Source organism: Paenibacillus sp. J22P165 (genome assembly GCF_059692015.1).
Map to the genome: position 1 here is coordinate 206832 of NZ_JCAUAP010000001.1, position 12530 is coordinate 219361.

Genomic DNA, 12530 nt, shown 5'->3' on the forward strand with positions numbered 1-12530 from the left:
ACCAATTATTGCCTAGTCAGACACTTCTCAAACGGAGTAGTAAGTGTTCCCCCTGCATTTAAATAAACTCGCAACACGTTGATCTCAGGCTACGACCTGCAACCAAAGATACAAACCGATTAACGTGATAAGTAACGTTGGTACCGTTAGGATGATACCTGCTTTCATATAGCCGCCCCAAGTGATTTTGACACCTTTTTTGGCTAGAACATGAAGCCAGATAAGGGTTGCAAGCGAGCCGATTGGCGTCATTTTCGGTCCTAGATCGGTCCCAACGACATTGGCGTAAATCAAAGCCTCTCTGAGAATGCCCTCGGTTTGTGTTCCTTGAATCGCTAAGGCATCAATGAGCACTGTCGGCAAATTGTTCATGATCGAGGAGAGGATGGCCGCTAGAAATCCCATGCCGATCGTGGCTACGAACAAGCCCTCACCAGAAATAAGGTTGATAAGCTCGCCAAGCGCATCGGTAAGACCGACATTTTTGAGCCCATAGACGACCACGTACATTCCGATAGAGAAAATAACGACCGCCCACGGCGCTTCTTTCAAAATTTTCTTCGTGTCCATGACCTCGCTCGATCTCGCGATGATCAGGAATGCAAGAGCGGCAACCCCAACGAGTAAGGAAACGGGCATATGAATAAATCCACTGCAGATATAGGCAACTAACAGAATGCCGAGAATCAACCAGGACAAACGGAACAGCTGCACATCTTTAATCGCGTCCGAAGGGCGTCGCAGCTCCGTGAGATCATAGCTCTGAGGAATTTGTTTGCGATAAAAAAGGTAGAGAACAAGCAAGCTTGCTCCTAACGAGAACAAGCTCGTCACGAACATTCGGCTTGCGTAGGTGACAAAGTCAATCCCGAAAAAATCGGCCGAAAGTATATTAACCAAGTTGCTGATGACAAATGGAAGTGACGTGGTATCCGCGATAAAGCCACTAGCCATAATGAAAGGGAGAATGGCGGCATCCGGTAGCTTCATCGCGCGGACCATGGCCAATACGATAGGCGTAAGAATCAAGGCAGCACCATCATTTGCAAAGAAAGCTGACACCGCTGCCCCAAGCAGGATCACATAGATGAACATGTGCTTCCCGTTGCCTTTGGCTAAGCGTGCCATGTGGAGGGCAGACCACTCGAAAAAGCCGATCCCATCTAAGATAATAGAAATTAAGATAATACCGACAAAAGCGAATGTCGCGTTCCATACAATGCCTGTAACAGTAGCGACATCCTGCAGTGTAACGACTTGGAAGGCAAGGGCAAGCAGCGCTCCTGCTGAAGCAGACCAACCAATACTTAAGCCTTTCGGCTGCCAGATGACAAAGGTAATTGTAAGTGAAAAAATGATAATAGCTAAATAAATCATGAGAGCCTCCAGATCGACAGTTAAATAAACGACGATGTAAATATCTCAAATTTATGGAGGTCTGTATATACTAAATTTTTGGTTGACCAATTGCACAAAACGGCTCTGTTCGCATCGTTGGCGAAAGAGCCGTTTTACTTAGGAGTTTATATGCCTAGTTAAACTTCGAAATAAGACAATGTCTCATTTAGCGATTTGGACAGTTGATCAAGCTGTTCTGACAACCTCACCAAGCCATTGCTGATGCTAAGCTGCTCTGTGCTTAAAGAAGCAACCTCCTGGGAGGTCGCGAGTGACTCTTCGGCTACTGCGCTCACATTCATCATCGCTTCGGATAACACTTCTTGCGACTGCTCGAGCGTACTGATTGAATCGCTAACCGTGCTGAGCTGGACCACAAAGCCGCCCATGTGACTCGTTACTTGTTTGAAAATAGTGTCCGCTTCATTCACAGCTTGAATTTGTTCTTTGAAAATCGGTGTCGCCGTGGAGAGTACTTTCACAGTCTCGTTAATCTCAACTTGAATCTTTTCTGTGATTTGACCAACTACATCGATAGATTGTTTCGATTGATCGGCTAGTTTGCGAATTTCATCGGCTACGACCATAAATCCTTTACCGGCTGCGCCAGCGCGCGCAGCTTCAATCGTTGCGTTCAACGACAAGATATTCGTCTGTTTCGTCATATTGTTCAACACATCAAGAATTTGGCGAATCGACTTCGTGCTGTCTTTTAAGTTAGCTACCTTATCCACCATCGAGTGGATCATGGTTTCTGTCAGTTTCGTTTTATCAATAAGCTCAGCCATATACTTCGTGCCGAGTTCACTAGATCTTTGCACATCAGTTGCCGCTGTACCCATTTCAAGATTCGCTTCAATAGCGCTTTTCATTTGCATGCCAATATGATGCGTCAACTCATTGCCGCGTTCCGACTCTGTTGCCAAACCTGCTGCGCCGCCAGAGATTTCTTCGGTCGCTGTTGCAATTTCTCGGGCTGCGTGCGCCGTTATTTTGGATGAGTTCGACAGCTCAGTAGCCGTTTCATATACTTGCTGGGCTGATGTGCTTGTTTGTTGAACTAAGGCCGTGATTTGCTCCATCATGCTATCAAAGCTCGTGCCTAACTGACCGATTTCATCCTTCGTCGTGTAGTTCGCGCGAACAGTCAGCTTACCCTTTGCCCCTTGCTGCATGAGGTTACGTAATTTGACCAGAGGTCTCCCGATCATTCGTACAACGAACAAACCGATCAAAACGGCTGCAATAGCAGCAAAAAACGCAACGATTAACGTATAGTTGAAGATCTTCTTAGCATCCTTAACCATGGAGCTTACCGGAACGTCTCCGATCAAATTCCATCCGGATACCGGAGATCTATAATAGGCAACGAGATGATCGTCTTTTGTCGTAAAGGAATCCTGATTCATTTCGAATTGTTCTTTTGTCAGTTGAACTTTAGACGGTTTTTCTAATTCTGTCATGTCCAGCGTCGCAAGGTTTTTGTTGGCGCTATTCGTGATAATAACGGAACTGTTCTCGCCAAGCGTCATTCGACCTAACTCGTTGTTCAAGATATCTGTGCTAAATTCCACCACCAATAGATCCGATGTTGCGTTGCTAATGATACGGCCAATCCCGAATGTACTACCAGAATCACTTGAATACCCTTTGGCTTTGCTATCGAGCCAAGCAGCTTTACCACCTGCTTCGACGATTTGCTTGAACCAATCGGTATCACTAACGCTCACATCAGATTCGTAGCCAGTGCTGCCTGTCGCGACAATGAGCTTGCCGTCTGGTCTGTAGATGCGCAGCGTTTTAATAGCTTTATTTGAAAAAGCGACAAAATTTATTTTTTCTGTAAGTTGATGACTAGGATCAGCAGCATCGTAAGATAAAGGATCGATTTTGGAGAGTGTCTCCAATAATTTTTGTACATCTGCATTATACATAACTTGCAGCGTCACATCTTCAAATGTTTGATATAAGAAATCAAGTTTTTGACCAGCTTGTGTTACCGTCTGGAGACTGGAGTCGGCCATTTTGTTCTTAATTACGTCTTTGGAAACGAAGTAAGAAATTGCGCCGACAACCATGACGAAAAAAATAATACTTGTAAAAAACATCAGAAATAATTTCATCCCGACAGATTTTACTGGGCTTTCAAGCAGTTTGAAGGAAGAAGTAACAGTCTTTAAGAGATTTCTCAAGTCGCTCACCTACCAATAGTTTCTATTCACATATATCTGGTAAAAAAATACATGCGTGATTTATTGGATAATGATTCGACACGATTCGACGTATTCCTGCACTTTTTGTATCTTTATTTTAAAATTATAATTATTAATAAAATTTTATTTCAAAAAATAAATTTCATCCAAGCTTGTTTCTAGTTCTGATTAAAGGTACAAACATGCAAATCAGTTTCCACAAAAGTTTGAATACTGGGATGTCGCATAGTTTTGTTAGAAGTCCATTCCAAAAAGCTTACTTTCACAATGAGTTTGGGGGTTATCCACTCCGCATCCTTAGCTCTTTCAGGTTCATTGATGAAGGGACGCTCTTTGATTTTTAAGCTTTGCACGATCTCTGTGAGATTTCGCCAATCTTCCACGGTAAGCTTGCCAGTCCCAGCGTGGCCAATATACCATAACTGACCCTGCTCATCGTACAAACCTAATAGGAGTGAATTTACCGTATTGGCTCTATACGTAACTCCGCTTACTACGGCGTAAAGGTCCTTAAACAGTTTTAACTTCATCCACCGTTTATCTTTCCCGTTAATGAGGTAGCTGCTGTTCAGATCTTTCACCACGATACCTTCTAAATCATGCTGCTTCACTATCGTATAAAGGGCTTCGATGTCGCTATGACTCGTGACGAGTTGAACTTGTTCGTTCGGTTTTATGATTGTCCCAAGCACGTCCTGTCTCTCTTTCAAACTCAAGTGGGTTATCCAGTTACCGTTCCAATAGAGGATATCAAATACCATATACGTAATGGCAACCTGCTGCATGGCTCGGTGTACGGAGCTGGATTTCCGAACGCCGTCACGTCGCATAATTTCATAAAAGGAAGGCTTGCCTTGCGATAAGGCGATAATTTCTCCATCTAAAATAACAGAATTTGCTGAACAGAAAGCACGTGGATTCGTTAACTCCGGGTATTGTAGGGTTCGATCATTGGTTCTTCGATTGATTAATTTGGTTGTGCTGCCATCAAAGTAAAGCAGCATTCTTACGCCATCCCATTTGATTTGACTAATAAAATGTTCCCCTACAGGCAATTCATTTGTGCTAACGGGCTCAAATGGACTGATTGGTTTAAAATCCACCGTTCGCTTCCCCCTTCAAAGGTTGTTTTCCTACCATTCTTAACAAATTAATGGGCTTTTAAGCGCGATGCGACTTCCATTTTGCTAAAATGCACCTGTAAAGGAAACAACTGAATAGCCTAATGGATTTGAGAGCATAACAATACGTAAATGAATGTGGGAAGAAAAGGAGAGTTATGCATGAATCAACCTTTTCCTGAGGATCCAAGTATCAATAAGGAATCGTTTCATACCCTGGTTTCAGATGAGCTTTCCTCAAATATCCTTCATTTGCGGACGTTATTTATAGACTGTGATGATGTTGTTTTCTCGGTGTTTTATTTGGAGAACGGTATGAAAGCAGCTCTCCTGTATTTACGGGGAATGGTGAATATAGAACTGCTAGATGGGCATGTCCTTGAACCGATTAAGCGCGCTAGTGCCGAATGTTTGGAATCGATGGACGAAGCGATGAGCTATATCCAGGTGCCGGAGCTTAACAAGGTAGGTATTCTGGGGGATATCCTGAACGAGGTGTTGAGTGGTAAACCGGTTCTGATGCTAGATACTCTTGAAGGGGCAATATCAATTGGTATCTCTCACTTTGAAGGTAGGAACGTAGAAGAGCCATTGGCTGAATCTATCGTCAGGGGCCCGCGCGAGGGGTTCGTAGAATCCTTAGAAGTGAATCGATCATTAATTCGCAAAAGGTTAAAGACGCCCGCGTTGAAATTCGTTCCATTCATCCTAGGTAATTATTCCAAGACGAATGTCACGTTGGCATACATCGAAGGGGTCGCTAAACCGGAAATCATCAATAAAGTTTCGGAACGAATCGCTCAAATCAAGATAGATGGGGTACTGGAGAGCGGTTACATCGAAGAATTGATCGAGAACAATATTTACTCGCCTTTTCCTCAACTGCAATCAACGGAACGACCAGATGTGGCGGTATCGAGTCTATTAGATGGTCGTGTCGTCATTATTACAGATAACACACCGATTGCGCTCATAGCTCCTACGACATTCTGGTCATTGATGCAATCTCCTGAAGATTATTATGAGCGATTTCTTATTGGAAGTTTGATTCGCTGGCTCCGGTACACCTTTTTCTTAATCGCCATGCTAGCGCCAGCCATTTATGTTGCCGTATTAACTTTTCATCATGAAATGGTACCTACAACTTTATTGCTGCGTGTTGCCAAATCACGAGAGGAAATCCCCTTTCCGGCATTGGTCGAAGCGTTGATTATGGAAATTACATTTGAAGCGCTGCGTGAAGCTGGAGTACGTTTGCCTAGGCAGGTTGGTTCTGCCGTCAGTATTGTGGGAGCACTTGTCATTGGTCAAGCCGCCATCCAAGCTGGATTAGTATCTGCTCCGATGGTTATGGTTGTAGCCATTACCGGCATTTCCTCGTTTATGATGCCGCAATACTCAGCAGGTATCTCCTTACGTATCCTTCGGTTTCCCATAATGATTCTATCCGGCATTCTAGGATTGTTTGGTCTCATTCTTGCGTTATTGTTAATCATCAGTCATCTGTGTATTCTCCGTTCTTTCGGAGTACCTTATTTGGCGCCATTTGCCCCGATTTATCCAAAAGGCATTAAAGATGTCTTATTTCGTGCTCCCATCAGCAAAATGACATCCCGTCCCGCCTTTTATGCAGCTAAAAATAATTTGAAAAGACAAGGTGGAAACAAGAATGACCACAATGAGGATTAGCGGATAGGAGGACTGCAATGAGGTACTATATAGCCTTTCCCGTCATTTCTCTTTGCGTGCTGCTCTTAACGGGATGCTGGGATCGTATTGAAGTGAATGACATGGCTTTTATCATAGCGGCAGGTATCGACAAAAGCGTGGATCATGAGGTTGAAGTGACGGTCCAAGTGTTCATTCCGAATCCGGCAGCCTCCTCTGGAGAAGGAAGTGCCGGGAACGGCAATGTTTACACGGTTTCAGTAATAGGTAGTTCCATGCCAGATGCGTTAACTGAATTGCAAAAAAAGTTTCCCCGCTATTTCTCTTGGGGGCATGCCAAAGCTTATGTCTTCGGAGAAGAACTGGCGCGAAGCGGTATGTATGATGATTTCGATTTTCTATTTAGGGATATTCAGCCGCGGGAACAGGCCAATTTCTTTGTTTGCAGAGGAACAGCCAAGGCGCTGTTATCGGCGCAAAATGACCCCAACTCGTATGAAACGTTAATTAAACTCTCTCAGAAGCCGCTGATTCAGTCTTCGACTATGCATGATATCGAGGAAGTGCTGAGTGGAGAGTCCGGGGATTTTTTACTGCCTGTTGCCAATCGAAGTAATTTAATATCGAATAAAGCCCAAAAATCGATTATTACTGTAGATGGCATGTCAGTCATTCAAAAGGGCAAGCTAGTGGGCTTTCTAACGCATGAATCACAAATGGGGGTTCGATTGTTTATTCATGAAGATCTTGGACGGAATATCACAATCACTGAGCTAGAAGACGATGGCAAAATTGTCATCAAAATCATAACGACAGATCTTCATCTCCAGCCTTTGATTGAGAATGGGATTTGGAAAATGAAGGTTCAACTGAAATTAGAGGCGGATGTTGTACAAAATTCAACAGACATAAGCCTGGCTAATGGCTCAGATAACATGAGGAAATTAGAGGAACCGTTCGATCGGAAGATTTGCAAGATTTTGACCGACACCTTACAACAATTACAAAAAGAACAAAAGGTAGACGTACTTGGCTTTGCCCGAGCCTTTCATAAAAAGTACCCGCGGGAGTGGAAGAAGGCCAAAGAGGAGTGGCATACCATCTATCCGACCATAGACGTTGAGCTAGATGTCAAAAGCGTAATCCAGAGACCGGGGATATCTAATTTTCCGATTATAACAGCTCAATAAAGATAGAGAGGAGGGGCGTCCATGAGTGATATGGATTTATCGAACCGGCAAATATTCTGGATGATGGTTAGTACGCAAATTATTATGACCATGCTGCTTACGACTTCGCCAGCTGCTCAGATTGCCAAGCAGGATGCGTGGATATCTATCCTTTTGGCGACATTGGTGGGGATGGCGATTGCTTATGTTTGTGGAAAGTTGAATCTGATTTTCCCAGGACTGACCATCGTTGACTATAATCGAATACTGTTAGGCAAATGGTTAGGCTGGATTATCACTGCTCTCTACATCTTGGTTTGGCTAGTTATTTTAACGGTGATATTGCAGCAATTCAGTTTATTTATTACCGGTACAATTATGCCCAAGACGCCCCTCTATGTGGTCGAAGTTCCAATGCTTCTCGTCGTACTATATCCTACCTTGCATGGGGTGGGCGTGATAGCGCGTATTTGTGAAATTACGGGTCCGATTATATTGCTCTGCGTTGTTGGCCCCATGCTGCTTGGTATCAATCAAATGAACGGGGATCGACTGCTCCCCGTCCTTTTTGACAACAATGTCAGTTCTATCATGAAAGGCGCGCTTCCAACATCAGCTTTCTTAGCTGATTGTATTTTGCTTATGATGCTAATAGCTTTTGTGAGCAAAAGGAAGCAAACCATTCGCTATGCTGTTAGCGGTGTTATGCTTTCCGGCATACTGACAACGTTGTCCATAATCGTCAGCATCTTGATGTTTGGACCCAATGTAGCCGCTGCTTATCCGTACCCGATGTTAATGATAGTTCGATCCATTTCGATTGGCGGCATTATTGAAAATTTGGATGCCATCGTGGTTAGTATTTGGATTATAAGTATTTTCACGAAATTGGGGCTTTATTTATTTGTTGCAAGCTACGGGGCGTCACAGCTATTAGGTTTACAAAATTGGAAAATCGTCACATGGATTACCGCACTCGTTGTGATGCTCTTATCCTTCATACCCGTTAATTATGAAGAGATCTCGATTATTTTTCCGCAGAAAATAGCGGCACCCTTCCTATTTCCAATTTTCATGGTTATTGGGCCGTTGGTGCTCCTGATGTTAGCGCTGATGAAACGGAAAAAGCTGAAGCCTGCCCCGCAGGGGTGAGGGGGCTTCAGGGAGCAGGGGCAAGACTGGGCGAACGGGGCGGAAAAAGCCGAAATAGACCAAAACAAGCCGAAACAGGGAAAAGGCAACTTGCGTTGGATTGGTGACGAGCTGTCGGCGAGCTAACGACACGAAATAACTGGATTTCCTCCAGCTAATTTGGTCGATTTAGTCGAAATCCAGCGATCAACTGGATTTCCTACACCTAAATTTGAGGATTTTCTTCAAATTTATCATAATGGGTGAAATTAACGTGAGGAAATCCATCTATTTGGTGAAACTGGTGGATTCGGACCTAATCAACTGTAGGTTTCCCAGTTAGAGGTATGGGCACTTATCGTAACTCTGAAGCACCGCACCAGCCGACAGCCCATTTCATTGTCGCACGCAAAAGTGCCCCATCTTGGCTGCCAAGATAGGGCACTTCTTTTATGCTAATTAATTAACAGGCTCCTTGGCTTTTCGGGCACGGGGCTTCGTTGCGGGCTTTTTCTCTTGCGATTTCTCCTCGGTCACCGAGGCATCTGCGCCAAGCGTTATAGTACCATCGGACGGTTTCGTCGCATTTAAGCTGGCTTGCAGGGCAGACATCAGGTCGATGACGCTTGTCTTTTGCAATTGAGGGGCGGACTGAATCTCTTCGCCAGCGACTTTATGATCAATGGCCTCCAATAAGCGAGCTCGATACTCGTCTTTGTATTTCTCCGGTTCAAAAGGAGTAGAGAGCTGATTGATCAGCATTTTCGCCATCTCCATCTCCCGCTCATTCACCGTAACCTTCTCTGGGAGGTTAGGCACTTGCGAAATTGGCCGAATCTCATCCGGGTAGAAGATCGTTTCCATTGCTAAACAATTTTCAATGACACGGATTGCGGCTAGCGAGCTTTTGGAGCGGATCGACACCTTGGCGATACCGATTTTGCCTGTTTGGCGCATCGAATCGAGCAATAGCATGTAAGCACCTGCACCTGTATCTCCAGGGCCGAGATAGTATGTCTTTTGAAAATAAACGGGGTCAATATCTGTTAAATTGACAAAGTCCAAAATCTTAATTTCCTTATTCGCTTCGCCGGAGATTTCCTCTAGCTCGTCTTTTTCAAAAAGTACGAATCGTCCAGGCTCATATTCATAGCCCTTCGTAATCTCTTCCCACTCTACTTCCTTCTCACAAGTCTGGCATTTTCGGACATAAGATAGCGGTGTAATACAAGTTTTGTGAATATAGCGCATGGAGATATCTTTATCCTCCGTGGCTGAAAACATTTTAACAGGAACATGAACAAGTCCGAAGCTGATGGCGCCTTTCCACACAGTATGCATAGATAGCATTCCTCCCCCAACATACATAATTGTACTAGTATTCTCTTGAAGCAGAACCTTTATACGGCAGGGATTTAAGAGAATGGTTAGTGGGGAGAATGGAAAGCTTATTAATGCAACATGATAGCCCAAATAGCGAACCAAAGGAGGGATTACGGATGGCATCAGAATCAAATCTGTCACAAGATACGAACAATGAAGATAGGGACGATTGTTATATGGACATTGATCGTATGATTAATGAGGGGCTTGGCGGCGGTAACGTCACCATGCAGGGTGGGTTAATTGAGCACTCAACCACGGATACGATGGAATATCCGGAATCCGTACTGGATGAACCATGAATGTTCACCGCGCTCAAGAGATTTTAGCTGCAGATGAGAAAATTGAGGTGGATCTGAACGGTCTGGCTGTCTGGATTGACAGTGTAGATTCCGGTAAAGGTCTCGTCAAAGTCCATGCGGAAGGCAATCCCGCAGATGCTCGGGTCGTTCCAGCTAAGGAGCTTGAAGAGGTACACTAAAGGTCCGTATGGGCAAAAGAAGCCTTCTCCGATGAATAAATCGGGGAGGGCTTTTCAATTTTCACAGGTGACAGGTTGCTGTCACCTGCTAGCGGGGACTATAATAGTAACAGCACGCGCACGCGGAAGAAAGGGATGAGATCATTGACTCAATCCACATTTGTGTTTCGTTCTGAGCATGAAGCAGATACGGATAAACTGGGAAACTTATTATCAACCTATCTACAACCGGGTACGGTTTTGACTTTAGATGGTGATTTGGGTGCTGGCAAAACAAGATTCTCTCAAGGCTTCGCAAGAGCGATGGGGATTTCGGAGCATGTGAATTCGCCTACTTTTACGATAATCAAAGAATATGAGGGAGCTGAGCTTCCTTTCTACCATATGGATATGTATCGTATTTCGCAAGAGGAAGCAGATGAATTAGGATTAGAGGATTATTTCTATGGGGCAGGGGTCACACTGATCGAATGGTCGAGCTTAATTGAGGATCTACTGCCACCCGACAGATTAAGGATTACGATCACCCAAGAGGCTGATCAGACTCGTGTATTTCACCTGACTCCATACGGTTCGCCGTATCTGAGCTGGTGTGTACAGATGAAGGAGAACGGATATTTACATGACGGAACGGATAACTAATACAGGTCGATGCTTAGCCATCGATACTTCAACCTCGGCAATGACAGTTGCTGTTTTGGAAAATGGTCGCCTGCTTGGTGAAGTTAGCTCTCACGCGGAACGGAATCACTCTATTGGATTGATCCCTCACATACAAGATTTGCTCTCTGGTTTAGGAATGAAGCCGAGAGATCTTCGCTCGGTCGTTGCCGGTCAAGGACCAGGCTCGTATACAGGCGTTAGAATCGCTGTTTCTGTAGCCAAAACATTCGCATGGTCGATCGGGTTGGATCTCATCGGTGTATCCAGTTTAGAAGCGATGGCACTTGGTGGTTCTGTACAGAACGACTATAAAGGAATGGGACTGACATGGGTCGTGCCTCTTATGGATGGAAGGCGTAAACAGGCGTTTACGGCTGTGTACGCGTTTGAAGGGGCAACAGCAGTGACGGAAGCAAGAGTCCCTGATGCTTCTTGGCGTGAAGTGCTGCCGGACGGTATTCGGGTCATTGGAGCGTGGACGGACCAGATTCTTGCGCAAGCTGCTGTTTCAGCACCTAGTCACATTCTATTTGTCGGTGAGACCGAGGGCTTTGTGGCGGAGCTTGAGCAGTTTGCCAAAGATTTTGGAGGCAGTGTGAGTGTGGTTCCCTATGGGATTGAGGCGGAGTATATTGGAATACTTGCTTATCCAAGACTTGCAAGTGGCGAGAAATCGGATGTTCATACCTTCGTACCGAACTACACGAGGCTTCCAGAAGCGGAAGCCAATCTGCTGGCTGGCCTGCAGACGAAGAAAGGGGAACAATAAACATGGAACAGAGACAGCCGCATGCCATAGAAAATTCATTGGTATTCCGCTCGATGACCATGGAAGACATTCCTTTTATTGTCGAGATCGAGCAGGAAGCGTTCACGACACCTTGGACCCGAGGTGCTTTTGAGAATGAGCTGACGAACAACCAGTTTGCCCACTATATGATTATGGATATCGATGGAGAAGTCGCGGGGTATGGCGGCATGTGGCTCATTATGGAGGAAGCCCATGTCACGAATATTGCCGTAAAAGACACCTATCGAGGCCGCAAGCTGGGGGAAAGACTCCTCCGCGAGTTGATGAAAACATCATCGTTCCTCGGTGCCATTCGCATCACGCTTGAGGTAAGAACCTCGAACTATGTGGCACAAAATTTATACGAGAAGCTAGGCTTCCGTTCTGTTGGTGTGCGTAGAGGTTATTATACGGATAATCGTGAGGATGCTGTCGTTATGTGGGCAGATTTGCCCAATCGTAGAAAGGATAGCCTCAGTGAATGAGGTTTTCAAATAGGTGAATAGTGTGAGC

12 protein-coding genes are annotated in these 12530 nt (G+C 44.8%); 8 read left to right on the forward strand and 4 right to left on the reverse strand.

The window, feature by feature from the left end:
• Positions 1-84: 84 nt before the first annotated feature.
• From AC58QM_RS00915 to AC58QM_RS00925, 3 genes are all read right to left on the reverse strand, one after another.
• Positions 85-1377: an arsenic transporter gene (locus AC58QM_RS00915; RefSeq protein WP_497280593.1), complete on the reverse strand. Its 1293-nt coding sequence runs from the start codon at positions 1375-1377 to the stop codon at positions 85-87.
• A gap of 158 nt (positions 1378-1535) precedes the next feature.
• Positions 1536-3590, reverse strand: a complete 2055-nt coding sequence (locus AC58QM_RS00920; RefSeq protein ID WP_497280595.1) for a methyl-accepting chemotaxis protein — start codon at positions 3588-3590, stop codon at positions 1536-1538.
• A gap of 179 nt (positions 3591-3769) precedes the next feature.
• Entirely contained in the window at positions 3770-4714 is a 945-nt protein-coding gene (locus AC58QM_RS00925) for an ATP-dependent DNA ligase (protein WP_497280596.1), read from the reverse strand.
• A 180-nt stretch (positions 4715-4894) separates the two neighbouring features.
• On the opposite strand from AC58QM_RS00925, the gene AC58QM_RS00930 reads away from it, so the two are divergent.
• The 3 genes from AC58QM_RS00930 to AC58QM_RS00940 are packed head-to-tail and all read left to right on the forward strand — an operon-like array spanning position 4895 to position 8721.
• Complete coding sequence (locus tag AC58QM_RS00930) at positions 4895-6421, forward strand: spore germination protein (protein ID WP_497280598.1); 1527 nt, start codon at positions 4895-4897, stop codon at positions 6419-6421.
• Between the two features lie 17 nt (positions 6422-6438).
• Positions 6439-7590: a Ger(x)C family spore germination protein gene (locus AC58QM_RS00935; RefSeq protein ID WP_497280600.1), complete on the forward strand. Its 1152-nt coding sequence runs from the start codon at positions 6439-6441 to the stop codon at positions 7588-7590.
• Positions 7591-7611: 21 nt separating this feature from the next.
• Positions 7612-8721, forward strand: a complete 1110-nt coding sequence (locus AC58QM_RS00940) for a GerAB/ArcD/ProY family transporter (RefSeq protein WP_497280602.1) — start codon at positions 7612-7614, stop codon at positions 8719-8721.
• Between the two features lie 438 nt (positions 8722-9159).
• Here AC58QM_RS00940 and ku read toward each other — a convergent pair whose 3' ends face one another.
• Complete coding sequence (ku, locus tag AC58QM_RS00945) at positions 9160-10041, reverse strand: non-homologous end joining protein Ku (RefSeq protein WP_497280603.1); 882 nt, start codon at positions 10039-10041, stop codon at positions 9160-9162.
• A 158-nt stretch (positions 10042-10199) separates the two neighbouring features.
• Between ku and AC58QM_RS00950 the strand changes: the two genes are divergently transcribed.
• The 5 genes from AC58QM_RS00950 (at position 10200) to rimI (ending at position 12502) form a co-directional block, all read left to right on the forward strand.
• Positions 10200-10385: a hypothetical protein gene (locus tag AC58QM_RS00950; RefSeq protein WP_057315037.1), complete on the forward strand. Its 186-nt coding sequence runs from the start codon at positions 10200-10202 to the stop codon at positions 10383-10385.
• A complete protein-coding gene (locus AC58QM_RS00955) occupies positions 10382-10564 on the forward strand; it encodes a small, acid-soluble spore protein, H family (protein WP_497280605.1) in 183 nt (60 codons plus the stop codon). Before AC58QM_RS00950 ends, AC58QM_RS00955 begins: the two co-directional genes overlap by 4 nt.
• 135 nt (positions 10565-10699) lie before the next feature.
• On the forward strand, positions 10700-11206 hold the full coding sequence (tsaE, locus tag AC58QM_RS00960) for a tRNA (adenosine(37)-N6)-threonylcarbamoyltransferase complex ATPase subunit type 1 TsaE (protein ID WP_497280607.1): 507 nt from the start codon (positions 10700-10702) through the stop codon (positions 11204-11206).
• Entirely contained in the window at positions 11187-11996 is an 810-nt protein-coding gene (tsaB, locus tag AC58QM_RS00965; protein WP_497280609.1) for a tRNA (adenosine(37)-N6)-threonylcarbamoyltransferase complex dimerization subunit type 1 TsaB, read from the forward strand. The genes tsaE and tsaB overlap by 20 nt, the downstream gene beginning before the upstream one ends.
• Before the next feature lie 2 nt (positions 11997-11998).
• On the forward strand, positions 11999-12502 hold the full coding sequence (gene rimI, locus AC58QM_RS00970) for a ribosomal protein S18-alanine N-acetyltransferase (protein WP_497280610.1): 504 nt from the start codon (positions 11999-12001) through the stop codon (positions 12500-12502).
• Positions 12503-12530: the final 28 nt, after the last annotated feature.